General features: G+C 33.3%; 26 protein-coding genes and 1 tRNA gene. 17 read left to right on the forward strand and 10 right to left on the reverse strand.

Going from position 1 to position 24,424, the window contains the following annotated elements; translation table 11 throughout:
* Positions 1 to 13: 13 nt before the first annotated feature.
* From asnS to VDP25_RS06485, 3 genes are all read left to right on the forward strand, one after another.
* A complete protein-coding gene (asnS, locus tag VDP25_RS06475; protein WP_334467998.1) occupies positions 14 to 1,459 on the forward strand; it encodes an asparagine--tRNA ligase in 1,446 nt (481 codons plus the stop codon).
* Positions 1,460 to 1,535: 76 nt separating this feature from the next.
* Entirely contained in the window at positions 1,536 to 3,002 is a 1,467-nt protein-coding gene (gene rpoN, locus VDP25_RS06480) for an RNA polymerase factor sigma-54 (protein WP_334468000.1), read from the forward strand.
* Between the two features lie 10 nt (positions 3,003 to 3,012).
* Entirely contained in the window at positions 3,013 to 3,621 is a 609-nt protein-coding gene (locus tag VDP25_RS06485; protein ID WP_215927964.1) for a hypothetical protein, read from the forward strand.
* Here the strand turns inward: VDP25_RS06485 and VDP25_RS06490 are convergent.
* From VDP25_RS06490 to VDP25_RS06525, 8 genes are all read right to left on the reverse strand, one after another.
* A complete protein-coding gene (locus VDP25_RS06490; RefSeq protein ID WP_334468004.1) occupies positions 3,616 to 4,323 on the reverse strand; it encodes a porin family protein in 708 nt (235 codons plus the stop codon). The two genes, VDP25_RS06485 and VDP25_RS06490, sit on opposite strands and share 6 nt — an antisense overlap.
* Positions 4,324 to 4,414: 91 nt before the next feature.
* Entirely contained in the window at positions 4,415 to 4,879 is a 465-nt protein-coding gene (locus VDP25_RS06495) for an ExbD/TolR family protein (RefSeq protein ID WP_334468007.1), read from the reverse strand.
* An 11-nt stretch (positions 4,880 to 4,890) separates the two neighbouring features.
* Complete coding sequence (locus tag VDP25_RS06500) at positions 4,891 to 5,526, reverse strand: ExbD/TolR family protein (RefSeq protein ID WP_334468009.1); 636 nt, start codon at positions 5,524 to 5,526, stop codon at positions 4,891 to 4,893.
* A 6-nt stretch (positions 5,527 to 5,532) separates the two neighbouring features.
* Entirely contained in the window at positions 5,533 to 5,973 is a 441-nt protein-coding gene (locus tag VDP25_RS06505) for a hypothetical protein (RefSeq protein WP_334468010.1), read from the reverse strand.
* Positions 5,974 to 5,982: 9 nt separating this feature from the next.
* Entirely contained in the window at positions 5,983 to 6,750 is a 768-nt protein-coding gene (locus tag VDP25_RS06510) for a MotA/TolQ/ExbB proton channel family protein (protein ID WP_215927972.1), read from the reverse strand.
* Positions 6,751 to 6,825: 75 nt separating this feature from the next.
* A tRNA-Ser gene (locus tag VDP25_RS06515) sits at positions 6,826 to 6,913 on the reverse strand.
* A 74-nt stretch (positions 6,914 to 6,987) separates the two neighbouring features.
* Positions 6,988 to 8,016 carry an asparaginase gene (locus VDP25_RS06520; RefSeq protein ID WP_215927974.1) on the reverse strand — a complete coding sequence of 343 codons (1,029 nt, stop codon included), beginning with the start codon at positions 8,014 to 8,016 and terminating at the stop codon, positions 6,988 to 6,990.
* Between the two features lies 1 nt (position 8,017).
* Positions 8,018 to 8,785, reverse strand: a complete 768-nt coding sequence (locus VDP25_RS06525; protein WP_334468013.1) for a TatD family hydrolase — start codon at positions 8,783 to 8,785, stop codon at positions 8,018 to 8,020.
* Positions 8,786 to 8,845: 60 nt separating this feature from the next.
* On the opposite strand from VDP25_RS06525, the gene VDP25_RS06530 reads away from it, so the two are divergent.
* Together VDP25_RS06530 and VDP25_RS06535 are read left to right on the forward strand one after the other, a co-directional pair.
* Positions 8,846 to 9,298 carry a retropepsin-like aspartic protease gene (locus VDP25_RS06530; protein WP_334468391.1) on the forward strand — a complete coding sequence of 151 codons (453 nt, stop codon included), beginning with the start codon at positions 8,846 to 8,848 and terminating at the stop codon, positions 9,296 to 9,298.
* A 57-nt stretch (positions 9,299 to 9,355) separates the two neighbouring features.
* Complete coding sequence (locus tag VDP25_RS06535; protein WP_334468015.1) at positions 9,356 to 9,991, forward strand: response regulator transcription factor; 636 nt, start codon at positions 9,356 to 9,358, stop codon at positions 9,989 to 9,991.
* Between the two features lie 530 nt (positions 9,992 to 10,521).
* Here the strand turns inward: VDP25_RS06535 and odhB are convergent.
* Entirely contained in the window at positions 10,522 to 11,736 is a 1,215-nt protein-coding gene (odhB, locus tag VDP25_RS06540; protein ID WP_215927981.1) for a 2-oxoglutarate dehydrogenase complex dihydrolipoyllysine-residue succinyltransferase, read from the reverse strand.
* A 49-nt stretch (positions 11,737 to 11,785) separates the two neighbouring features.
* On the reverse strand, positions 11,786 to 14,542 hold the full coding sequence (locus tag VDP25_RS06545; protein ID WP_334468018.1) for a 2-oxoglutarate dehydrogenase E1 component: 2,757 nt from the start codon (positions 14,540 to 14,542) through the stop codon (positions 11,786 to 11,788).
* A gap of 117 nt (positions 14,543 to 14,659) precedes the next feature.
* Here VDP25_RS06545 and VDP25_RS06550 point away from each other — a divergent pair, with 117 nt between their 5' ends.
* The 12 genes from VDP25_RS06550 (at position 14,660) to VDP25_RS06605 (ending at position 24,319) form a co-directional block, all read left to right on the forward strand.
* Positions 14,660 to 15,202 carry an alpha-ketoglutarate decarboxylase gene (locus tag VDP25_RS06550; RefSeq protein WP_334468020.1) on the forward strand — a complete coding sequence of 181 codons (543 nt, stop codon included), beginning with the start codon at positions 14,660 to 14,662 and terminating at the stop codon, positions 15,200 to 15,202.
* A 307-nt stretch (positions 15,203 to 15,509) separates the two neighbouring features.
* Positions 15,510 to 15,995, forward strand: a complete 486-nt coding sequence (locus VDP25_RS06555; protein ID WP_334468022.1) for a c-type cytochrome — start codon at positions 15,510 to 15,512, stop codon at positions 15,993 to 15,995.
* Positions 15,996 to 16,001: 6 nt separating this feature from the next.
* Positions 16,002 to 16,574, forward strand: coding sequence for a fasciclin domain-containing protein (locus VDP25_RS06560; protein WP_334468024.1), 573 nt, complete (start codon positions 16,002 to 16,004; stop codon positions 16,572 to 16,574).
* Between the two features lie 27 nt (positions 16,575 to 16,601).
* Positions 16,602 to 18,560, forward strand: a complete 1,959-nt coding sequence (gene nosZ / locus VDP25_RS06565; protein ID WP_334468027.1) for a Sec-dependent nitrous-oxide reductase — start codon at positions 16,602 to 16,604, stop codon at positions 18,558 to 18,560.
* 140 nt (positions 18,561 to 18,700) lie between these two features.
* Positions 18,701 to 19,315 carry a hypothetical protein gene (locus tag VDP25_RS06570; RefSeq protein WP_334468028.1) on the forward strand — a complete coding sequence of 205 codons (615 nt, stop codon included), beginning with the start codon at positions 18,701 to 18,703 and terminating at the stop codon, positions 19,313 to 19,315.
* 27 nt (positions 19,316 to 19,342) lie between these two features.
* Positions 19,343 to 19,780: a nitrous oxide reductase accessory protein NosL gene (locus VDP25_RS06575; RefSeq protein ID WP_334468030.1), complete on the forward strand. Its 438-nt coding sequence runs from the start codon at positions 19,343 to 19,345 to the stop codon at positions 19,778 to 19,780.
* Positions 19,781 to 19,784: 4 nt separating this feature from the next.
* Complete coding sequence (locus VDP25_RS06580; RefSeq protein ID WP_334468033.1) at positions 19,785 to 21,020, forward strand: nitrous oxide reductase family maturation protein NosD; 1,236 nt, start codon at positions 19,785 to 19,787, stop codon at positions 21,018 to 21,020.
* On the forward strand, positions 21,014 to 21,721 hold the full coding sequence (locus VDP25_RS06585) for an ABC transporter ATP-binding protein (protein ID WP_334468034.1): 708 nt from the start codon (positions 21,014 to 21,016) through the stop codon (positions 21,719 to 21,721). Before VDP25_RS06580 ends, VDP25_RS06585 begins: the two co-directional genes overlap by 7 nt.
* Positions 21,714 to 22,496, forward strand: coding sequence for an ABC transporter permease (locus tag VDP25_RS06590; protein ID WP_334468035.1), 783 nt, complete (start codon positions 21,714 to 21,716; stop codon positions 22,494 to 22,496). The genes VDP25_RS06585 and VDP25_RS06590 overlap by 8 nt, the downstream gene beginning before the upstream one ends.
* A 2-nt stretch (positions 22,497 to 22,498) precedes the next feature.
* Positions 22,499 to 22,921 carry a hypothetical protein gene (locus VDP25_RS06595; protein WP_334468037.1) on the forward strand — a complete coding sequence of 141 codons (423 nt, stop codon included), beginning with the start codon at positions 22,499 to 22,501 and terminating at the stop codon, positions 22,919 to 22,921.
* A 54-nt stretch (positions 22,922 to 22,975) separates the two neighbouring features.
* Complete coding sequence (locus tag VDP25_RS06600) at positions 22,976 to 23,374, forward strand: hypothetical protein (RefSeq protein WP_334468039.1); 399 nt, start codon at positions 22,976 to 22,978, stop codon at positions 23,372 to 23,374.
* A 99-nt stretch (positions 23,375 to 23,473) separates the two neighbouring features.
* Positions 23,474 to 24,319: a hypothetical protein gene (locus tag VDP25_RS06605; protein ID WP_334468041.1), complete on the forward strand. Its 846-nt coding sequence runs from the start codon at positions 23,474 to 23,476 to the stop codon at positions 24,317 to 24,319.
* The last annotated feature ends 105 nt before the right edge of the window (positions 24,320 to 24,424 follow it).

The following is a 24,424-nucleotide window of genomic DNA, read 5'->3' on the forward strand; positions in this document are numbered from 1 at the left end:
AAATTATTAAACAATGACTTCAAAAACTGTAGCACAATTATTATCGCAAGATGTCACCTTACAAGATGTTACCATAAAAGGTTGGGTAAGAACCTTTAGAGCTAACCGATTTATTGCCTTAAACGACGGTTCTACCATAAATAATATTCAATGTGTTGTCGATTTTGAAAATTTTGACGAAGCACTTTTAAAGCGTATTACTACAGGAGCTGCTATTCATGTTACAGGAGAACTTGTAGAAAGTCAAGGAAAAGGACAGTCCGTTGAAATTGTTGTAAAAACATTAGAAGTTTTAGGTGATTCTGATCCTGAAACCTACCCTATTCAACCTAAAAAGCATTCGTTTGAATTCTTAAGAGAAAATGCACATTTACGTACTAGAACAAACACCTTTAGTGCTGTAATGCGTTTACGTTCGTCATTATCATTTGCAGTTCACAAATATTTTAATGAGAATGGCTTTAATTACATGCACACCCCAATTATAACAGGAAGTGATGCTGAAGGTGCTGGTGAAATGTTTAAAGTAACGAATTTAGATGTAAAAAATCTGCCATTAAACGAAGATGGTTCTGTAAATTACAAAGAAGATTTCTTTGGAAAAGAAACTAACCTAACTGTTTCTGGTCAGTTGGAAGCCGAAACTTACGCCATGTCTCTAGGAAAGGTTTATACTTTTGGACCAACCTTTAGAGCCGAAAACTCTAATACATCACGCCATTTGGCCGAATTTTGGATGATTGAACCAGAAGTTGCTTTTATGGATTTAGCGGGCAACATGGATTTGGCTGAAGATTTTATGAAGTCTGTTTTATGTTATGTACTTGAAAACAATAAAGAAGATTTAGAGTTTTTAGAAAAACGTTTACTAGACGAAGAAAAAACAAAACCACAGGCAGAACGTAGCGATATGAGTTTAATTGAAAAAATTAAATTCGTAGTTGATAATAACTTTAAGCGTGTTAGCTATACCGAAGCTATAGATATTTTAAGAAACTCTAAGCCAAATAAAAAGAAGAAATTCAATTATATCATTAAAGAATGGGGAGCAGATTTACAATCTGAGCACGAGCGTTTCTTAGTAGAAAAGCACTTTAAGTGTCCTGTAATATTATTTGATTATCCAGCAAATATTAAAGCCTTTTACATGCGTTTAAACGAGCCAGACAGCGAAGGAAGAGAAACTGTAAGAGCGATGGATATTTTATTTCCTGGTATAGGTGAAATGGTTGGAGGCTCTCAAAGAGAAGAACGCTTAGACGTTTTAAAAGAAAAGATGAAAGCCTTAGACATTGATGAAGAAGAATTATGGTGGTATTTAGATTTACGTAAATACGGAACAGCTGTTCACTCTGGATTTGGATTAGGTTTTGAGCGTTTGGTTATGTTTGCTACAGGAATGAGTAATATTAGAGATGTCATCCCTTATCCTAGAACACCGCAGAACGCTGAATTTTAATTGTTAAATGATAATCCTGATAGGTTTTAGAAACCTATCAGGTTTTTTTATTACATTTATAATCAACAGAAATTTTATGTCTCTAAAGCAATTTTTATCATTTAAGCTTTCACAAAAGCTCTCTCCGCAACAAATTCAACTTATGAAGTTGATTCAGTTGCCTACACAAGCTTTTGAACAACGTTTAAAACAAGAATTAGAAGAAAATCCTGCCTTAGATACTGGAAAAGAATCAGAAACATCTGAAGATAATTTTGATGAGTTCGATAATTCTGAGGAAGATTTCAATGACAGCGAAACTATTGAAGCAGATGACATCAATATTGATGAATATTTAAGTGACGACGAAATTCCTGAATATCGTACCCAAGCCAATAACTATAGTGCAGATGACGAAGATAAATCAGTACCTTATGCTGCAGGAACTTCGTTTACACAACATTTAATAAATCAATTAAACACCTTTCGTTTATCTGATCAAGAAGAAGAAATTGCCTATTTCTTAGTTGGTAGTGTTGATGAAAGTGGTTATATACGTCGTGCATTATCCGATATTACAGACGATTTAGCCTTTACACAAAATGTCTATACAACAGAAGAAGAAGTTGAAAAGGTTTTACAAATTGTGCATCAATTAGATCCTGCTGGTGTTGGTGCTCGTAACCTTCAAGAGTGTTTAAGTATCCAATTACATCGAAAAGAACAATCTCCAGATGTAGAGTTAGCTACTACTATTATTGATAATGGCTTTGATCAATTCACGAAAAAGCATTATAAAAAATTAATGCAGAAATTCAATATTGATGAAGAACAACTCAAAGGTGCAATTGAAGAAATAGAACGACTTAACCCAAAGCCAGGTGGTTCTTATGCTGGAAATAACAAAATTGTTGAGCATATTGTTCCTGACTTTGCGATAAGAATTGTAGATGGAGAATTAGAACTTACGCTGAATGGCAGGAATGCTCCTGAGCTTCATGTGTCTAGGGAATATAATAACATGCTTAAAGGCTATAAAGAGACTAAAGATAAGTCTAAAGCCCAAAAAGATGCTGTTATGTTTATTAAACAAAAGTTAGATGCTGCAAAGTGGTTTATTGAGGCCGTAAGACAACGTCAGCAGACTTTATTTGTAACTATGAGTTCTATTATGCATTACCAAAAAGAATACTTCTTAACAGGTGATGAGCGTAATTTACGTCCTATGATATTAAAAGATATTGCTGACGAAATTGAAATGGATGTTTCTACAATATCACGAGTAGCTAATAGTAAGTATGTAGACACACCTTATGGCACAAAATTGATAAAAGAATTCTTTTCGGAATCTATGACCAATGACCAAGGTGAAGAAGTCTCTACAAGAGAAATTAAAAAAATCCTTGAAACTGTTATTGAAGAAGAAAGTAAAAAGAAACCAATGACAGATGAAGCACTTTCAAAAATATTAAAAGAAAAAGGCTATCCAATTGCTAGACGTACTGTTGCTAAATACAGAGAACAATTAGACATACCTGTAGCGCGTTTAAGAAAGGAATTATAAGAAACATTGGATGAAAAACTTTATTTTAAAGAGCATATCGTTTGTGTTTCACCCTTTGATTATGCCATTATTAGGTCTGCTGTTTTATTTTTCTAAAACACCTCGATTTATTCCAGAGCCTGTTATGAAGGCTAAAATTTTTTCGATTGTTATTCTTACTATCATTTTACCTATTCTACTTTTCTTTCTACTTAAAACGATTAATAAAGTTGATTCTATCTATTTAAAGAGTACAAAAGAGCGCCTAATTCCGTTGTTTATAAATTGTATTATTATTCTACTGATTCTAATACGCGTATTAACACCAAGCGAAATTATTGAATTATACTACTTCTTTTTAGGGATTCTTTGCTCTACACTAACCTGTTTAATACTGGCTATTTTTAAAATAAAAGCAAGTATTCATATGATTGCAGCTTCAGGTTTTTTGATGTTTGCGATTGCTATAGGTATACACTATCATATAAATATAAACGGCTCTATTGCACTTATGATGATTATTTTAGGGGCTATTGCTACATCGCGTTTGCATTTAAAAGCGCATACAAACCAAGAGTTAATTTTAGGGATTTTTACAGGAGTTACTCCTCAACTTTTTTTATGCAGTTATTGGCTATAGAATATAAAACATAAGTCCAATTTTTAAGGATTTCATGTCTATAGTTTTAGTGTTGAGTTTTGAATTGGAATCAAAAATTGGATTTAATCCGTAATACACATGAAAGTTCCAAGTACTATATCCTGCACTTAAAGTTAAGCCATATTGAAACTTATTAAAACTGTCAATATTAGAGAGTTTTACATTTTCTACTTCACTCATAAACTTTGTAGAATTATACAGCAAATAGCCTACTTTAAAGCCTGTGTATATACGCCAAAAGTTATAATCTGTTGCATTAGAAGTTCTCCATCTAATTTCTAAAGGAACTTCGAACAAATAGGTTGTAAATTTATTTTTTGAAACATTATACTCACTTTCGTCAATACTGTTAAATTCAATTCCATTATTACCCTCTTCAATGAGTATATTTTTCTGATTATATGAATTTGAAGAGATCCCTAGACCTAATCCTATAGCAACATTACGGCGTTCGTTAATTGGCATATCTCTAATAAAACCTAAATGAAAGCCTGAAGAAAATCCATTTTGAGAAATTCCATCTGGTTTTTCATTAATCAAATTATAGGTTACTGAGGCGTAGAATTGATCTTCTCTATAATCCTTATAAAGTTCTGACTTATATCTATTATCAATATCTTCATTTTGAGAAAACCCAATGAATACTGAACATATTAGTAAAAGAAAAATATACTTTTTCATGTTTATAAAACTACGAAATCTTTAATATCTATTAAACAAAAAAACGTCCCGATTACTCAGGACGTTTTATCTATAAAATTAAGAATCTATATTAATTCTCAGTTTTTGTATTTGCAATGTACATTACTTTTAATGCATTTGCTTTACGTAACTCTTGCTTAATATCTGACACTAAACCGGCATTGGTTTCTTTGTCAACCTTTAAACCAATAACGACTTTACTTTGTAAATCTTCATTTAATTCAGAAATAGCCTGAATAACTGAAGGTCTAACATCATCTACACCAATAAAAGCATCATTGAATTGAATTCTTGGTTCTTCTCCAAATTGCTTATACTGACTGCTTGGTTTACCACCATATATAAATACGGTTCTGTCCTTTTTTAATTTTTCAACTTGATCTGCACTTGGCAATCTGTTTTCAATCATTAAAGAACTATCTCTCATTACAGTTGCAACCATAAAAAAGAAAAGCAACATAAATACAATATCTGGAAGTGACGCCGTTGAAATCGCTGGCAATTCACCTTTATCTTTATTTCTAAATTTAGACATATTTGTTTCTTTTAATTTTTATCAGGTTCTGCTTCAGACAATTTCATTGGGAATAATTTCTTAATGGTTTCAATACGTTCATTAAGCTTTTCATCCTTATTAAATTGATTCTTCTCTTTTTCTTCTAGCATTGCAGTAAACACTTTATCTGCATCTGGATAATACTTTTTGTATAGTCGTGTTGCTTCACGTTCTCTAAGAACATTGTAAGCAGCGACTAATTCGTTTTGTACATCCATGTACTGCTCGTAAGAAGTTTCTCTATCATGCTTCATAGAGATAATTGCTTTATCAGGATGGTCAGAGGAATCCTCTAAACGTTTTCCTTTACAATAATCACAAGATTCTCCTGCGGCATTTGTACCACCTCCGTTATCTAAAAAGTCAATTGCTGCTTGTCTTAAATCTTTTAATTCCATTTGCTCGTCTTCTACTAACAATTGGTTATTACGATTTATTAAAACAGTAAATAGATTTTTTTGCTTAATAATAGGCGGTTCAACTTCTGTGTCATCAATAGGTGGCAAACTTCTTAATAATCCTTTGTCTTTCTCTATCGTTGTTGTTACTAAGAAAAAGATAAGTAGTAAGAAAGCAATGTCAGCCATTGATCCTGCATTTACTTCGGGTGCTGCTCTTTTTGCCATACTATATTATTTACTAATTACTTTTTTAACTCCTGAGAAAATCATGGTTATAGCAGCAACTGCTAATAATATATAGAACGCAATTAAACCAGCTCCAACCATAGTAGATTCACCAGATGTAGCAATAGTATCTCCATTTTTATATTCTAACGGTAAATCACTACCTGATAGTGCATAAGAAACAACTAATACAGCAACAAATGCACCTACACCTATAAGTGTATTCTTTAAATCTGAAGTATTTGTAAACAAGTTTTTTAATACAAAAACTAAAACAAACAATACTGTTAGACCTAAGATAATATAACCTACCCAAGCCATAGGCTCAAAGAGACCGTCTTCTCCACCTGTTTTGATGGCTTCGTCACCAGCTGAGATAATTCTAATCAGAGATACAATTCCAATTAAACTTAAAACAGCGGCTACTATTTTTAATATTTTGTGCATAATTGTTTTTTATTTTTTGTGTCTTACTAATAAATCCATCAATGTAATTGATGCATCTTCCATATCATTTACAATGCTATCTATCTTAGCGATGATATAATTATAAAAAATTTGAAGTATAATTGCTACAATAAGACCAAATACTGTTGTTAAAAGTGCTACTTTAATACCACCTGCTACTAAAGAAGGTTGCATATCACCAGCTGCTTCAATTTTATCGAAGGCTTGAATCATACCAATTACCGTACCCATGAAACCAAGCATTGGTGCCAAAGCGATAAATAAAGAAATCCAAGATACATTCTTTTCTAATTGTCCCATTTGTACTCCACCGTAAGCTACAACAGCTTTTTCAGCAGCATCGATATCTTCGTCTGCTCTGTCTAAACCTTGATAGAATATAGAAGCAACAGGTCCTTTTGTATTTCTACATACTTCCTTAGCAGCTTCAATACCACCTGAGTTTAGTGCATCTTCTACATTTTGAGTTAATTTCTTTGTGTTTGTTGTTGATAGATTTAAAAAGATAATTCTTTCAATAGCAATTGCTAATCCAAGAATTAAACATAGTAGTACAATACCCATAAAGCCTGGACCACCTTCTATAAAACGCTTTTTTAATTCTTGATGAAACGTCAAGTCTTCTGCCGCAGCGTCGTCTTGAGTTACAGTTGTTACAGTTGCTGTTGCGCTTGCAAAGGCTGTTGTTGCGTTTGCATTAACAGTTCCGATAGCCATTAAACATGTTATGGCAAGGATAGAAAATAATCTTTTCATTGTTCTGAATCTTAATTTTATTAGTTAAAGTGTTAAAGATAAAAAAAAATATGTAATTCTATCATAAAATATCAGCAGAGAGGAAGGGATTCGAACCCTCGATACCCTTTTGGAGTATACACACTTTCCAGGCGTGCGCCTTCGACCACTCGGCCACCTCTCTGTAATTTATATTTAAAATTACACGATGCCAAATAACGAAAAAAACTTCAAACCCTAAAATTTATAATGTTATTTTTAAGACATTTCTCCTCTTAGAGGTGTTTCAAAATAAAATTGAAATTTTTCAGCTTCTACTTTTTCTCCTAAAAGGTACATCATTTTAGCTATTGCTGCCTCTGTAGTGATATCTTTCCCTGAGATAACTCCAATAGATTTTAACTGTGAACTTGTTTCATACTGTCCCATGTTTACACTACCTCCAATACATTGCGTAACATTTACAATATGTAGTCCATTCTTAATCGCATTTTCCAATGCTTGAATAAACCAAGATTCTGTTGTTGCATTCCCAGAACCATAGCTCTCAATAATTAGTCCTTTTATTAGCTTACTTGTTAGAATAGCTTCGCAAATTGGTCTAGATATTCCTGGAAACAATTTTAAAACACCTATATCAGAATCCATAACAGTACGTACAATAAGTTCTGTATTTGGTATAGGCTTCCAAAGCTGTTTTGTGTTTACATTTAAGTGTACTCCTGACTCAGCTAAATGAGGATAATTGAGCGACTCAAATGCTTCAAAATGTTCAGCATTTACTTTTGTGGTTCTATTACCTCTATATAATTTATATTCAAAATAAAGACCAACCTCTCTAATTACTGGCACTCCATTATCTTGAAGTGATGCCATCTGAATAGATGTAATTAAATTTTCCTTAGCATCTGTTCGCAAATCTCCTATAGGTAACTGAGAACCTGTAAATATCACTGGTTTTGCAAGATTCTCTAACATAAAACTAAGCGCAGAAGCAGAGTAACTCATTGTATCACTGCCGTGTAACACTACAAAACCATCAAACTTCTCATAATTATCTCCAATAATACTAGCAATATCTGCCCAATATTTAGGATTCATATTAGATGAATCAATGGGTTCTTCAAAAGAAATTGTTTTAATCGTACAATCCAAAAGACGTAATTCTGGAATTTTAATAAGCAAACTATCAAAATCGAATGCTTTTAGCGCACCAGTAAATGCGTCTTTAATCATACCAATGGTTCCTCCGGTGTAAATTAGTAGAATGTGTGGTTGTGTTGTCATTTTAAATTCCGAATATAGCTTTTGAATTTTCTGTAGTAATATGTGCAACTTCATCTGCACTCATTTGATAAAGTTCGGCTAACTTTTCTAATACCTTGTATATGTATGAGCTTTCATTTCGTTTTCCACGATATGGTTTTGGTGCTAAATAAGGAGAGTCGGTTTCTAAAACAATATGCTTTAAGTCTATTTGATTGATAAACTGATCTATTTTACCATTCTTAAACGTGACAACTCCACCAATACCCAATTTCATATTATACGAAATGGCTTTTTGTGCTTGTTCTAAATTTCCTGTAAAGCAATGAAAAATCCCATACAAATCATCTGACTTTTCTTGTTCTAAAACTTCAAAAATTTCATCAAAAGCTTCTCTACAGTGAATTACTATTGGCAATTGATATTGTTTGGCTAAATGTATTTGATGTCTAAAAGCTTCTATCTGAATATCTAAAGTAGATTTATCCCAATATAAATCTATACCTATTTCTCCTATGGCATAGAAAGACCTTGCCGCTAACTGTGCTTCTACATGAGCTAACTCATCTTTATAATTTTCTTTAACATGCGTTGGATGCAATCCCATCATTAAAAATACATGTTCAGGGAAATCTTTTTCTAATTGAAGCATAGATGCTGTATAAGTAGAATCTATCGCAGGAATAAAAAACCGTTTAACATTTGCATCAATGGCTCTATGGATCATTTCTGCTCTATCCTCATCAAAAGCTTCACTATATAAATGGGTATGTGTATCTGTAATAATCATATTGCAAAAGTAAGCGTTTACAGTATGATACCAATTCTTATATTTGTACAAATTGAAAAAATGGAAACACTAAAAGACTTCCTAATTGAAAAAGGGTATTCTAAAATTAAGCTAAAGCTCACAAAGACAAATCATTTTGAAATAAAGGCATCTATTAATGGTATTAAAGGACGATTTATTTTAGATACAGGCGCCTCTAGCAGCTGTGTTGGTTTTGAAGCCATTGAGCGTTTCAATTTAAGAGTAAAAGATTCTGAAATTAAAGCGGTTGGTGCTGGCGCCACTAATATGATGACTAAGATTTCTAAATCAAACGATTTAAAAATTGGAAAATGGAAAAAGAAACGTGTGGCTTTAATACTATTTAATCTTACTCATGTTAACACCGGACTTATCAGCCATAATGCACAACCTGTAGATGGTATCATTGGAGCTGATATCTTAAAAAAAGGTAAAGCCATTATAGACTACGAAAAAAAATATCTATATTTAAAATTAAAAGAAATTTTATAAGCAAAGGATTCTTAGTATATTCACACAACACTATATTTTAGTTGAATTAATAGCCAAATGAACCCTACCATCATTATAGCAGATGACCACCCGCTTGTACTTAAAGGTCTTCAAGATTTTTTAATTGAAAAAAAATTCAATGTTTTAGCAAGTGCTAAAAATGGAAAAGAAGCTCTAGCTTTAATTAAAGCTCATACGCCCGATATTGCTGTTTTAGATATTAAAATGCCTTTTTTTACTGGCCTTGAAATTGCAGAAAAATGTAAAGCAGACAAACTACCAACTAAAATTATACTTATTACTTTTGAAAAAGATGAAAAAACCTACAATGATGCTAAAGCATTAGGCGCTTATGGTTATATCTTAAAAGAATTTGCCCTCGAGGAAATTGAAAATTGTATAGCGTCTGTTATTAAAAATAAAACCTATTTTAGTCCAGACTTACTAAAATTTATAGAACTACAAGAACCTCCTAAATATTTTGAAGCATTAACTAAACACGAACAAAATATTGTTAAATTAATATCTAACAATAAAACAGGTGTTGAAATTGCAAACCTACTTAACATATCTACTAGAACCGTAGAAAAGCACAAAAGCAATATTATAAAGAAGTTAAAATTAGAAAGCAAACAAAACAGTCTGCTTATATGGGCTAAGGAAAATTCAGATTTTTTAAATACTCAAACCTAAATTAAACCTAAATTAATTTAAAAAATACGTAAAGTTACGTATAGTATGGTACCACATTTATTCAGACCTTTACATCAGTGATTTTATTATTATTTAATTGAATCGCTGTTATTAATTAAGGGTTAATAACGAGCTATTAGTTAGTTCTTAGGGGATTATTTAAGTCTCGGACATTTGTCCGAGACTTTTTTTTATAAAAAATACGTAAAGTTACGTATAGTATGGTATCACATTTATTCAGAAATTTACATCAGCTATTAATTAACACCTCAAATTAAATTCTTACTGCTCTGAATTAACTTATAATTCAGGACTTTTCTAAAACCATCATATTATGGAAACAATGAAAAATGAATCATCTACAAAAAGGGACAAAATTTTTATCATCTTGCTAATAGTAAGTTCTATAATTATTATCTCAGCAAATATTGCCGTTAATTTTTTCAGTTAGTTAATCTCTTGTTAGTTAGGAGTAAAAAAAAGCGCAATTCCAATGGAATTGCGCTTTTTAAATTTTATTAGCTTAAGATTTACATCTCTAAAGCCTTCTTTATGTTATTATCCATTAATAATTCTTCTGGATTTTCTAATGCTTCTTTTACAGCGACTAAGAAACCTACAGATTCTTTACCATCAATAATTCTGTGATCATAAGATAAAGCCACATACATCATTGGATGAATTTCAACATTACCATTTACAGCTATAGGACGCTCAATAATATTATGCATTCCTAAAATTCCACTTTGAGGTGGGTTAATAATAGGTGTCGATAACATACTACCAAATACTCCACCATTAGTAATAGTAAATGTACCGCCTGTCATTTCATCTACAGTGATTTGACCATCTCTAGCTCTTAATGCTAAACGTTTAACTTCAGATTCTATACCTCTAAATGATAAATTCTCAGCATTTCTAATTACTGGCACCATTAATCCTTTTGGCCCTGAAACTGCAATACTTATATCTACAAAATCGTAAGTCAACATTTCCTTACCATCTATCATTGAGTTTACAGCAGGATACATTTTTAATGCTCTAACTACCGCTAAAGAAAAGAAGCTCATAAATCCAAGACTAACACCATGCTTAGCCTTAAAGTCTTCTTTATACTGCTTACGTAATTCAAATATTGGCGTCATATTAACCTCATTAAATGTGGTTAACATTGCTGTTGTGTTTTTAGCTTCTACTAATCGCTCAGCAACTTTACGACGTAACATTGACATTTTACTACGAGTAGTTCCTCTATTACCTCCTGTTGGAGTTCCCATAGATGGCACTGCGTTTACAGCATCATCTTTGGTAATACGACCATCTTTTCCAGTTCCCGAAATAGAACTTGCATCAATTCCTTTTTCAGCTAACACTTTTTTAGCGGCAGGGCTTGCAGTTCCTGTTGCATAAGTTTTAGACGCTGCTGTAGTTGGTTTTGACTCTTCTTTTTTAGGAGCTTGCTCTACCTTAGCTTCTTCAGCTGGTGCTTCACCACCTTCTGGTTTTGCTGCGCTAGTATCAATTAAACAAACTATAGCACCAACAGCAACGGCATCACCTTCCTCGGCTTTTAGTGTAATTGTTCCACTAGCTTCTGCTGGCAACTCTAAAGTTGCTTTGTCACTATCTACCTCAGCAATGGCTTGGTCTTTTTCTACATAGTCACCATCTTGCACTAACCATTCTGCAATTTCTACCTCAGTAATTGATTCGCCTGGTGAAGGCACTTTCATTTCTAAAATCATGCTTTATTGTTTTATTTAAGCTCTAATTTGCGTTGTATTAATTCTCTTTTTATCTCTGGTTGTTTTTGGTGATATCAAAAACGTAATCTATAACCTCTTGGTGTCTCTTTTTAGAACGAACAGAACTACCAGCTGCTGGAGCTCCATAAGGCCTTCTACTTGCCACTCTAAATTGCTTAGCTTCATCTAAATGCATTAACATATGACTATAAGCTCCCATGTTTCTTGGTTCTTCTTGAGCCCAAACAATATCTTCTGCGTTTTTATACTTTGCTAAAACAGCTCTAATGTCTTCTGCTGGTAGTGGAAATAATTGCTCTATTCTTACTAATGCAACATCTTCTCTTCCTAGTTTTTCTTGCGCTTCTAATAAGTCATAATAAAACTTACCAGTCATAAAAACTAATGTTTTCACTTTATCAGCTTTAGCATTAGCATCATCAATTAGCATTTTAAAACTTCCGTTTGCAAATTCATCTACTGTAGACACTACTTTTGGGTGGCGTAACAAACTCTTAGGTGTAAAAACAATTAACGGCTTTCTGTAATCGGCTATCATTTGTCTTCTTAATAAATGAAACATGTTAGCAGGTGTTGTACAATCTGCTACAAACATGTTATCTTTTGCACATAATTGTAAATAGCGCTCCATACGTGCCGAAGAATGTTCTGCTCCTTGACCTTCATAACCGTGAGGTAATAACATCACCAATCCGTTTTGGAGTTTCCATTTATCTTCTGCAGCAGAAATATATTGATCTAACATTATTTGTGCTCCGTTGCTAAAATCACCAAACTGAGCTTCCCATATAGTTAATGTTTTAGGACTTGCCATAGCATAACCATAATCAAAACCTACAACTCCGTATTCAGATAATAATGAGTTATAGATGAAAAACTTCCCTTGGGTATCACTTAAAGTATTGTGAAGAATAATTTCCTCCTCACTATCTTCAACTTTAACAACAGCATGACGATGCGAAAACGTACCACGTTCTACATCTTGGCCTGATATACGAACATCATTACCTTCTAACAAAATAGAGCCATAAGCTAAATGTTCTGCCATTGCCCAATCCAAACGATTTTCATCAAACATCGTTTGTCTCGATTCAATTAAGCGCTGAATCTTTCTAATAAATTTCTTATCCTTTGGTAAATTAGAAATGGATTTTGTAATATTCTCTAGTCTTTCCTTAGGATAACGAGTATCTACAGGAAGCATCATTTTATCTTCTTCTGCAGTTTTAAAATCTACCCATTCATTTTGCATAAATGGAGTAATCTCTGTTTTCTTTATCTTACGAGAATCTTCAAGTTTTTCTTCAAGCTTATCCTTGTATTCTTTTTCTATTTTAGTAACAAAGTTTTTATCAATAACGCCTTCATTCATTAATCGCTGCGCATAAATATCTCTTGGATTATTGTGCTTTGCTATTGCTTTGTATAATAATGGCTGTGTAAATTTAGGCTCATCACCTTCATTATGTCCATATTTTCTATACCCTAGCATATCAATAAAGACATCACGCTTAAATTTCATTCTAAAATGTAATGCAAATAATGTAGCATGTACTACAGCTTCAACATCATCTGCGTTTACATGCAAAACAGGTGAAAGTGTAACCTTACCAACATCTGTACAATACGTACTAGAACGTGCATCTAAATAATTAGTAGTAAAACCAATTTGGTTATTAACTACAATATGTATCGTTCCGTTGGTTTTGTATCCATCGAGTTGCGCCATTTGAATCAACTCATATACTAAACCTTGACCTGCAATTGCAGCATCACCATGAACAATAATAGGTAATACTTGAGATGGGTTATCAGAATATTTGTCGTCTTGTTTAGCTCTAACAATTCCTTCTACAACAGCTCCAACCGTTTCTAAGTGTGAAGGGTTTGGTGCTATATTTAGATTAATTTTTTTACCTGCATCACTAACACGATCGCTGGTCCAACCTAAGTGGTACTTAACATCACCATCAAAAACTTCTTGCTCGTAATCTTTACCATCAAACTCGCTAAAAATATCTTTTGCAGATTTACCGAATATATTTGTTAAGGTACTTAAACGACCACGATGGGCCATTCCCATTACAAATTCTTTTACATCATAACCAGAAGCATGCTCAATTAAAGCATCTAAAGCCGGAATTAATGCCTCGCCTCCTTCTAAAGAAAAACGTTTTTGACCTACATATTTAGTATGTAAAAAGTTTTCAAAAGAAACCGCTTCATTCAGTTTTCTTAAAATTGTTTTCTTCTGATCTGGCGTGAACTGCGGATGATTGTCATTGACATTAAGCTTCTGCTGAATCCATTTAATTTCTTCAGGTTTTCTGATGTACATATACTCTACACCAATAGATTCACAATACACTTTTTCTAAGTGATCAATAATAACTTGCAACGTTGTAGATCCTAAACCTAACACTTCTCCTGCTGAGAAAGTGCTTTGCAAATCATTTTTTGACAATCCGAAGTTTTCAATTTCTAAGGTTGGTGCATATTTACGTCTTGCACGTACAGGATTTGTTTTAGTAAACAAATGACCTCTACTTCTGTAGCCATCAATAAGCTTTAAAACTTGAAATTCTTTTTGAACCTGTTCTGGTATTTGTGTAGAAACACCTTCTACAATTTCACCATCTAATCCGTAATTTTCGGATCCAAAGTCGTAACCTTGAAAAAAGGCACGCCAACTTGGTTCTACAGAATCTGGGTTTTTTAGGTATTGGTCGTATAGGTCAGCAAAATAAGCTGTGTGTGCCGCGTTGAGAAAGGAATATTTATCCATTATACTTTTTGAGACGTTTTCGTTTCAACATAATTTATTCAAAAATACAACTTTTACTAAATATAGATAAGGATTTATTATATTTATAACATATAGAAATTAACGCTCCCAATTATTATGAATAACAATTCCATTTCCTTAACAAAATCTTTACTTATTACTATCACTATTTGCCTTTGTAGCACAAGTGCATTCTCACAAGACCAAAGACCTAATAATCAGAGCTTTTGGAGGAATGTAGAATTTGGTGGTGGCCTTGGCCTTAACTTTGGCGATGGTTTTTTTAGTGGTGCTATTTCTCCTAATGCAGTTTATAGGTTTAACCCTTATGTAGCAACAGGTGTTGGCCTTAATTTTTCATACAGCTCGCAAAAAAATGTTTTTAAATCTACGGTTTTAGGAGGAAGTATTATTGGGCTTTTTAATCCAATCAACGACATTCAGATTTCAACAGAATTTGAACAACTACATGTAAACCGAAAATTTGACGATAGGTTTATAACAAATCTTGAAGAAGACTATTGGTATCCTGCCTTATTTATAGGAGCAGGTTACACCAGTAGAAATGTAACTATTGGTATTAGATATGATGTACTCTATGATAAAGACAAGAGTATTTATTCCGAAGCATGGATGCCATTTGTTAGATTTAGATTTTAAACTAAACACTCTCTCTTTTCCTTTTTTAATACCTTATAAGGTAAAATACATTGATTCTTAATGTTACTAAAATACCTTAAATAGAGTTTTATAACATTCATATTAAACTGATGTCACAGAACTCTATTTAAGGGCTTTCTCTAATTTTATTCTCAATTTAAAATTCACATAAACAACTCAAAATCAAATCTATTTGATGTGTTCTTGATTTATTTTCTCAAATAGGATAAATAAGTCTTAAATATGACATAAGTCATGTTTTTATTGTAGCATGCACTCTAAATTTGCTAAACTTAAATCTAGAACGATGAGAAAATATTTAAAACTATTATCAATGATTGCTATTGCAACTGTGCTTAGTTGTGGTGGTAACGACAAGAAGAAAGAAGAAACAGGTTACGGTAAAAAAGCACCAGCCAAAGTAGAAAAGAAAGTTGCAGCTTCGCAGCGTATAGAACTTACTAATAAAGGTGTTGGACCAATAACCTCTATAACCCTAGGTGCAGAAATAGATCAAGATATGGCTGCGCATGGTAAGGACGTTTATGCAAAAATGTGTACCGCTTGTCATAAGGCAGACAAAAAATTTATTGGTCCTGCACCAACAGGAATTTTAGAAAGAAGAACTCCAGAATGGGTTATGAACATGATTTTAAACCCAGAACAAATGGTTAAAGAAGATCCATTGGCCAAAGATTTACTAATGGAATTTAATGGAGCTCCTATGGCTAACCAACATCTTACTGAAGAAGAAGCTAGAGCTGTCTTAGAATATTTCAGAACCTTAAAATAATAAACCATGAAACCAATTAAACATGTGTTTCTTGTTTTTATAATCGCAATACTTTTCTGTTCCTGTAAAGACACGAGCAAAAACACTTCAGCCTCGTCTTCAGACGTAACCACCGAAACACAATCTACTGAACGAACTGGCCAAGCCTTTATTGAAGACGACGAAAGCACAACCGTGCTAAGTATCGCTATGGACTCTAAAGACCACACGACTTTAGTTGCTGCTGTACAAGCCGCTCAATTAGAAAATGCTTTAGTAAACGCAGGACCATTAATGGTTTTTGCACCAACAAATGAAGCTTTTGCAGCTTTACCAGAAGGTACTGTTGAAAATTTATTAAAACCTGAAAACAAAGATGCTTTGGCTAATATTTTAAAGTATCATGTAACTCCTGGAAACTATTCTAAAGACTTTTTAAAGAAATTTAAAAAACTGGGTCAGGCTAATAATGATTATGTAAAGGTAGAAGTTGTAGACGGAGAACCTATGATTGGAGGTGCAAAAATATTAGCAAGTATTAAAGCTGGCAACGGTATTGTACATGTTATAGACAAGATTTTATTGCCTCCAACTGAATAATACAAACGCTAATTAAAACAATAAACAATGAAAAAAATACTAAAATCAACACTTGCAATTGTAGCGGTTTTTGCCGTTTTTACAAGCTGCAACAATGCCGATAAGTCTAGTAATTCTGGTGCCTTATCTAGCAACAATGCAGAAAAAGTTTATGTAGCACCTGGAGAACACGATTCCCATTACGCCTTCATTTCTGGTGGCTATAGTGGTAACCTTACCGTTTATGGTTTACCATCAGGACGAATGTTTAAAGAAATCCCTGTATTCTCTCAATTTCCAACAAATGGTTATGGCTATTCTGAAGAAACGAAACCTATGCTAGAAACCTCTTATGGTTTTGTGCCTTGGGACGATTCGCATCACCCAGACATTTCTCAAACCAAAGGAAAACTAGATGGTCGTTGGGTCTTTATTAATGGTAACAACACCCCTCGTATTGCTAGAATTAGTTTAACCACTTTTGAAACTGAAGAAATTATCGAAGTTCCAAATAGTGCTGGTAACCACAGTTCTTCTTTTATAACAGAAAACACAGAGTATGTTGTAGCAGGAACACGTTTTTCTGTGCCAGTTCCTCAAAAGGATATGTCTATTAAAGACTATAAAGGCAACTTTAAAGGAGCTTTATCGTTTATCTCTGTAGATCCAGAACATGGACACATGGATATTAAATTCCAAGTATTAATGCCAGGTTTCAACTATGACTTATCACATCCTGGACGTGGAAAATCTCACGGATGGTTCTTCTTCACCACTTATAATACAGAAGAAGCCAACTCTCTATTAGAGGTGAATGCATCTCAAAATGATAAAGATTTTATCGCAGCTATAAACTGGAAAAAAATTGAAGAATATGTAAATAATGGTGGTGGCACAATGATGCCAACGGAATACGCACATAATGTATATGATGATGACACACATACAGCTACTTCTACAATGAAAAAAGAAGTACGTGTCGTTAACCCAACAGAAGTACCTGGAGCCGTTTATTTAATTCCAACACCAAAATCACCTCATGGATGTGACGTAGATCCTTCTGGAGAGTACATTGTGGGTAATGGCAAATTGTCTGCTAATTTAACTGTACACTCATTTACAAAAATGCTAGATGCTATTAAGAATGAAAAATTTGCTGGTGAAGCTTATGACATCCCAATTTTAAATTTCGAAGATGTTTTAGCAGGCTCAGTGGAACAACCAGGATTAGGACCTTTACACACTGAATTTGATGGAAAAGGCAATGCTTACACCACTTTCTTTATTTCTTCTGAAGTTGTAAAATGGAAATTAGGAACCTGGGAAGTTATTGACAGAAAACCAACCTATTACTCTGTAGGTCACTTAACCATACCTGGCGGAAACTCAGCAGAACCTTTTGGAAAGTACATGTTTGCCATGAACAAAATAACAAAAGACCGTTATTTACCAACAGGTCCAGAAATGGAGCACTCTGCACAACTTTACGATATCTCTGGAGACAAAATGGAACTGCTTCTAGATTTCCCTACACATGGCGAACCGCATTATGCCGCAGCTATTCCAGCAGAGATTGTTAAAAACAACTCTCGTAAAATCTTTAAGTTATCTGAAAATGAACATCCTAAAAAAGCACTTAGCGATGCCGACACTAAAATTGTTAGAGATGGTAAAAACGTTCATGTATATATGACAATGATACGTAGTCACTTTTCACCAGATAATATTGAAGGTGTAAAAGTTGGAGACAAGGTCTTCTTTCATATCACTAACCTAGAACAAGATTTCGATGTCCCTCATGGTTTTGCTATGATTGGTGCTAGAAATGCTGAGTTACTGATTGCACCAGGACAAACAAGAACCTTAACTTGGGAACCTCAAAAAGTAGGTGTTTGGCCATTTTATTGTACCGATTTCTGTTCTGCATTACACCAAGAAATGCAAGGTTATGTACGTGTGTCTCCTGCTAATTCCGACATTGAATTGTCCTGGTCTCTAGGAGAATAGTCAATCACTTTTAAAAATTTAGGGAAATTTTGTTTTAGTGTTTATTTTCCTAATATAAGGCGAGAGTTGACATGTCGCTCTCGCCTTTCTTTTTTAAATCACTATAAACTGAATGATTAAATTAGATAATACTGAATATTATGAAAAAGGCTGGAATTATAATGATTATAGGTTCATTACTCTTATTAGGGCTTTTTAAATTTCCTCTATGGAACATTATGCTAGGTGCACCTCAATATCCTGATCCATTAGGAATGAATATCTATATTCAAGGTATTAAAGGTGTTGAAGAATTTGATCTACAAAACATTGATGGTTTAAACCATTATATTGGCATGAAAACAATCCCAAAAGCAGAAGAAATGTGGGAGTTTTCAGTTTTTCCTAAAGTTATTCTAGGCATGGCCATTTTAGGGGTTGCTATTGGCCTATTAGGCTATTTTGAAAAGCTAAATTATAAATACTTTTTAGGTTGGTTTTTATTAATGTCCATACTTGGTATTTTGGGCATGTACGACTTTAACAATTGGTTAGTAGATTATGGCGGAAATTTAGATCCACACGCTATTATTAAAGTAACCAATCCAGATGGCACACCAATGTCCTACAAACCACCATTAATTGGTTATAAAAAGTTACTAAATTTTGATGTCGATTCATGGCCTCACATAGGAGGGTATCTTATGTTTATTGGCATGGCACTAACCCTTATTGCTTTTTGGATAGGAAGAAAAGCAAGTTTGAGAACACCATAATAGTAATCTAAAAAAAACACTACACTCATGCAAACACTAAAACACTATTCAAGCCTTGTATTACTACTTCTGTTTTTAAGTTGTAATGCTGGTCCAGAACCCATAAATTACGGAAGCGACAGTTGTCAATTTTGCACCATGACTATTGTAGATAAAGTTCATGCTGCAGAAATTGTAACTAAAAAAGGCAAAGTCTATAAGTTTGATGCTACTGAATGCATGATTAACTTTATAAAGGATTTTGACACTACTGAAATTCAATTGTACTTATCTAATAACTACACAGAACCCGAAGTTTTAATTGATGCTACAAAAGCCACCTTTTTAATTAGTGAACAGATTCCTAGTCCCATGGGCGCCTTTCTTTCTGCCTTTAAAAACAAGTCAGATGCCGAAAAGTTCCAAGCAGATAAAGGAGGCCAATTATACACTTGGGAAACCTTACTAGCAAAATTTAAAGCCTAGTAACATGAAACATATTTTAGCTTTATTAGCCGTCATTTTAATGACTCAATTTACTTATGCCCAAACTGTTGAAGTTTGCAAAACCTGCCCTATTTCAACATTAAGCGATGGTATTGCACAGGCAAAGGATTTTGATACCATTGTCGTTAAAAAAGGCACCTATAAGGAACATAATGTTATCGTTGATAAACCCTTGACCATCATTGGGGAAAATTATCCAATTATTGATGGTGAATTAAAAGGCGAAATCATTACAATTATTTCAGATAATGTTACTGTCGATGGTTTATTCATCATTAATGTCGGTAATAGTTATACTGCAGATTACGCAGCCATCCGTGTTAAAAACAGTAAAAATTTCTTGATTCAAAATTTGGTTTTAGAAAAGTTATTCTTCGGAATTTATATCGAAAAATCAAGAGATGGTAAAGTCTTTCACAACAAAATAATTGGTGAAGCTATAGAGGAATATAATTCCGGAAATGGTATTCAACTTTGGTACAGTAAAAACGTACTGATTGAACATAATTTTGTGCAGCATGTTAGAGACGGTATTTATTTAGAGTTTTCTAATTTTTGCACCATAAAAAACAACGTCAGTGCTTTAAACGTGCGTTACGGCTTACACTTTATGTTCTCTAATGACGATTTATACGAAGACAATACCTTTGAAAACAATGGAGCTGGTGTAGCGGTGATGTTTTCAAGACGTATAAAAATGTTTAATAATAGTTTTAAAGAAAATTGGGGAACCGCCTCTTATGGCTTATTGCTGAAGGAAATTAACGATGCCGAAATTAAAGGCAACACCTTTGAAGACAACACCATTGGTATTAATGTAGAAGGTTCTAACCGTATTAATTATACGCACAATACCTTTGAAAATAATGGCTGGGCGATTAAAGTTAAAGGCGCCTGCTATACCAACATCTTTACAGAAAACAACTTTTTGTATAATTCCTTTGATATTGCCTACAATAGCAAAGTCAATGATAATGAATTCGACAAAAATTACTGGAGCAGTTATACAGGTTACGACTTAGATAAAAATGGCATTGGCGATATCCCTTACCGCCCCGTAAAACTATTTTCATACATCGTAAATCGCACGCCAGAAACCATCATTTTGTTGCGCAGTATGTTTATAGACATCATTGATTTTTCTGAAAAGGTATCACCTGTTTTTACACCAGATGACTTATTGGACAACAACCCGCAAATAAAAAAACTAACATGGTAACGATTGAAAATCTACATAAAAAATTTGGAAAGAATCAAGTCCTTAGTGGTGTTGATTTATCAATAAGCGAAGGTGGAATTTTTGCCGTACTTGGTCCAAATGGCTCTGGTAAAACTACCTTAATAAAATCGGTTTTGGGTATGGTAATTCCTGATAAAGGCACTATCACTGTGCTTGGCGAAAACATTAAAAAGAATTCCGAATACCGACATAAAATCGACTACTTACCTCAAATAGCCAATTTTCCGAGTAACCTTCGTGTTAAAGAATTAATCAAAATGATTAAGGATTTACGAAAACCCACCAATGAAGACGAACGCTTAATTGATCTTTTTAAATTGAAACCCTTTTTAGACAAAAAATTGGGAAACCTTTCTGGTGGAACCAAACAAAAAGTAAATCTCGTTTTAACCTTTATGTTCGATAGCCCAATTGTGATTTTAGACGAACCAACTTCCGGTTTAGATCCAATTTCACTCATTAGATTAAAAGATTTAATTAAAGCCGAAAAAGCTAAAGGAAAAACCATTCTCATCACCTCACACATTATGAGTTTTGTTGAAGAAATTTCAGACGAAATTGTATTTATCCTTGAAGGCAAAATTTATTTTAAAGGTAGTATTCAAAAATTAAAAACCAAGACCAATCAACCCGATTTTGAACATGCGATTGCGTCTATATTAACCGATAACCATGCTTAAGATATTAAAATATAGTTTTTACGACCTTATGCGTAGTCGCTGGAGTTACGTGTATTTTGCCTTCTATTTATTATTAGGTGTTGTCTTGTTGTTTTTGAATAATGACTTATCAAAAGCCGTTATTACCTTAATGAACGTCATCATCGTTTTAGTACCATTAATAGGTACCATTTTTGGTGTGATGTATTATTATAATTCACAGGAATTTACAGAGTTACTTTTAGCACAACCTATTAAACGTTCGTCCATATTCTTAGGACAATATTTAGGTGTTGCCCTATCATTATCCATGAGTTTAATTTTAGGATTAGGCATCCCGTTTGTGTTTTATGGTTTATTTGAAAGCAGCGCCATTTGGGATTTTTCTCTTCTACTAATTACAGGTACATTTTTAACCTTAATTTTTACCGCTTTGGCTTTCAATATAGCGTTATCTAACGAGAATAAAATTAAAGGTTTTGGTTATGCCATTCTACTTTGGTTGTTCTTGGCGGTTATTTATGACGGCCTCTTTCTAATGACGTTAATTTTCTTTGAAGATTATCCATTAGATAAAGTATCGCTTATTGGCACTATGCTAAATCCTATAGATTTATCGCGAACGCTTATTCTTTTAAAATTAGACATTTCGGCATTATTAGGTTATACAGGCGCCGTTTTTAAACAATTTTTCGGAACAAGTTTTGGATTAATTGTATCTTTCGTAATGCTTACCATTTGGGTTATTATGCCAGTTTTACGCATCGTATTCAAATCAAAGAAAAAAGACTTTTAATTATGAAACGAATATTATTGAATTCAGTCATTATTATAATGATGTTATTAAGTTGTTATTCATGCAAAAACAACACAACAGAACCTCAAGCCATTCAACTTGAAGGCCTAACACTCAACCATAACGAAAAGTGGATTGCCAACGAAGAAACCCATATTGGCATGAAGCGTATTGATTCTATTTTAAAGAACAATACGTCAACAAGTGGAAAAACATTAGGCGATGTACTTTCAAAACAAACAAGTTATATTATTAAAAGTTGCGATATGGAAGGCGAAGCACACGACCAGCTTCATGTGGTACTCGTTCCTATTCTAGAAGAAATTACAGATATAAAAGACCTAGAAAATGCGTCAGATATAGATAAAAAGGTAACAACTTTAAAACGCTTAACAGCCACCTATTTTCAATATTTCAAAATATAGCTTTAACTGACATAAATCATATAATTAAAGACAAAATAGTCCGAATTTTGAATTATGATATTAAAGGTTATACATAAAGCCACGGCCTTGTTTTTAACGTTCGTTTTATTAGCGAACAATATTAACAATGTGGTTATTGTAACCGATTTTATAGTAAACCAAGATTTTATTGCTAAAACACTTTGTATTCAAAAAGACGATCAAAAAGGTTGTAACGGAAAATGTCATTTAGCAAAGCAATTAGTACAAAATAACACAAGTTCTAGTTCAGATGCACCACTACCAGACACTGACAGAACACGCTTAGACGTTTTTGTTATTTATGAAACTACAAACCAAACTATTGATAATTTCAGTCAATTATCAAGATTCCAAAACAATACACATTACAGAATAAAACAACCTGTTTCTGGCTTTTATTCTATCCACACACCTCCACCAGATTTAAGTTAGTTTTTTGAAGCTCTACAACGCGCAAATTTCCATTTTTTGAAACCAAATCGGCTTCAAACAGAACAATTACATCAAAAAAACAACTTAAATTCATTAAAAATGAAACTTAAATATATATTACCAATTGCATTTATTGCATTATTCTTTTCATGTTCAACAGACGACGATAACGATACATCAACCATAAATGAAGTTGAAGGCTTAGAACTTATTCAAACTATAAGTAATGGTAACGAAACCATAGAACTTTACAACGAAAAAGGTCTATTTGAAACTGGCTACAATAGGATTAGCCTTAGACTTAAAGACAACACTACAGGCAGCTATATTGAAGACGCTACTCTTTCTTGGATGCCAATGATGCAAATGCCAACGATGCAACATTCTTGTCCTAAATCTACAATTTCTAAAGCTTTAGGAAAAGATACCGTTTACGAAGGTTTTATTATTTACCAAATGACAAATGAAGATAGTTCTGGCTGGTCATTAACCATAAATTATAATATAGATGACACCGACTATTCCGTGACAGAAACCATTAGTGTATGGCAATATGAAAATCAAAATACAGCGAGTTTTATAGGCAGCGATGACAGCAGATATATCCTTGCGCTAGTTGAACCGAAAGACCCAAGTATTGCTGTAAACGAAATGAAAGTTGGTTTGTTTAAAATGCAAGATATGATGACATTCCCTGTTGTTGAAGATTATACTATTGCTTTAGATCCACGTATGCCTGGCATGGGAAATCATTCGTCACCAAACAACACAGATTTAACCTTTAATAATGCAGACAATTTTTACTATGGCGATTTATCATTAACCATGACTGGATATTGGAAACTAAATCTAAAGTTAATGAACGCTAATGGAGAGGTTTTAAAAGGAGAAGACGTAACAGAAGAGAACGAAGCAAGTAGCTTGTATTTAGAATTAGAGTTCTAAACTGTCCTTTACTGTTATTTAGAACGAGGCACGACGTGAAGAATCTCAACTGTAATACTGGTTGTGACTCTTCAGGTTCCCCTCTTCTTCTCTAACACATTTTAC

The organism is Winogradskyella sp. ECml5-4, assembly GCF_036903175.1.
In the GTDB taxonomy this organism is placed as follows: Bacteria; Bacteroidota; Bacteroidia; order Flavobacteriales; family Flavobacteriaceae; genus Winogradskyella; species Winogradskyella damuponensis.

Coding starts and splice junctions, on each gene's coding strand:
- VDP25_RS06510 (WP_215927972.1), bottom strand. CDS start 6,750: ATGAAAAGATTATTTTCTATCCTTGCCATAACATGTTTAATGGCTATC.
- VDP25_RS06560 (WP_334468024.1), top strand. CDS start 16,002: ATGAAACCAATTAAACATGTGTTTCTTGTTTTTATAATCGCAATACTT.
- odhB (WP_215927981.1), bottom strand. CDS start 11,736: ATGATTTTAGAAATGAAAGTGCCTTCACCAGGCGAATCAATTACTGAG.
- VDP25_RS06500 (WP_334468009.1), bottom strand. CDS start 5,526: ATGGCAAAAAGAGCAGCACCCGAAGTAAATGCAGGATCAATGGCTGAC.
- VDP25_RS06525 (WP_334468013.1), bottom strand. CDS start 8,785: ATGATTATTACAGATACACATACCCATTTATATAGTGAAGCTTTTGAT.
- asnS (WP_334467998.1), top strand. CDS start 14: ATGACTTCAAAAACTGTAGCACAATTATTATCGCAAGATGTCACCTTA.
- VDP25_RS06605 (WP_334468041.1), top strand. CDS start 23,474: ATGAAACTTAAATATATATTACCAATTGCATTTATTGCATTATTCTTT.
- VDP25_RS06550 (WP_334468020.1), top strand. CDS start 14,660: ATGAATAACAATTCCATTTCCTTAACAAAATCTTTACTTATTACTATC.
- VDP25_RS06520 (WP_215927974.1), bottom strand. CDS start 8,016: ATGACAACACAACCACACATTCTACTAATTTACACCGGAGGAACCATT.
- VDP25_RS06555 (WP_334468022.1), top strand. CDS start 15,510: ATGAGAAAATATTTAAAACTATTATCAATGATTGCTATTGCAACTGTG.
- VDP25_RS06595 (WP_334468037.1), top strand. CDS start 22,499: ATGAAACGAATATTATTGAATTCAGTCATTATTATAATGATGTTATTA.
- VDP25_RS06495 (WP_334468007.1), bottom strand. CDS start 4,879: ATGTCTAAATTTAGAAATAAAGATAAAGGTGAATTGCCAGCGATTTCA.
- nosZ (WP_334468027.1), top strand. CDS start 16,602: ATGAAAAAAATACTAAAATCAACACTTGCAATTGTAGCGGTTTTTGCC.
- VDP25_RS06530 (WP_334468391.1), top strand. CDS start 8,846: ATGGAAACACTAAAAGACTTCCTAATTGAAAAAGGGTATTCTAAAATT.
- VDP25_RS06485 (WP_215927964.1), top strand. CDS start 3,013: ATGAAAAACTTTATTTTAAAGAGCATATCGTTTGTGTTTCACCCTTTG.
- VDP25_RS06505 (WP_334468010.1), bottom strand. CDS start 5,973: ATGCACAAAATATTAAAAATAGTAGCCGCTGTTTTAAGTTTAATTGGA.
- VDP25_RS06545 (WP_334468018.1), bottom strand. CDS start 14,542: ATGGATAAATATTCCTTTCTCAACGCGGCACACACAGCTTATTTTGCT.
- VDP25_RS06535 (WP_334468015.1), top strand. CDS start 9,356: ATGAACCCTACCATCATTATAGCAGATGACCACCCGCTTGTACTTAAA.
- VDP25_RS06600 (WP_334468039.1), top strand. CDS start 22,976: ATGATATTAAAGGTTATACATAAAGCCACGGCCTTGTTTTTAACGTTC.
- VDP25_RS06585 (WP_334468034.1), top strand. CDS start 21,014: ATGGTAACGATTGAAAATCTACATAAAAAATTTGGAAAGAATCAAGTC.
- VDP25_RS06580 (WP_334468033.1), top strand. CDS start 19,785: ATGAAACATATTTTAGCTTTATTAGCCGTCATTTTAATGACTCAATTT.
- rpoN (WP_334468000.1), top strand. CDS start 1,536: ATGTCTCTAAAGCAATTTTTATCATTTAAGCTTTCACAAAAGCTCTCT.
- VDP25_RS06575 (WP_334468030.1), top strand. CDS start 19,343: ATGCAAACACTAAAACACTATTCAAGCCTTGTATTACTACTTCTGTTT.
- VDP25_RS06570 (WP_334468028.1), top strand. CDS start 18,701: ATGAAAAAGGCTGGAATTATAATGATTATAGGTTCATTACTCTTATTA.
- VDP25_RS06490 (WP_334468004.1), bottom strand. CDS start 4,323: ATGAAAAAGTATATTTTTCTTTTACTAATATGTTCAGTATTCATTGGG.
- VDP25_RS06590 (WP_334468035.1), top strand. CDS start 21,714: ATGCTTAAGATATTAAAATATAGTTTTTACGACCTTATGCGTAGTCGC.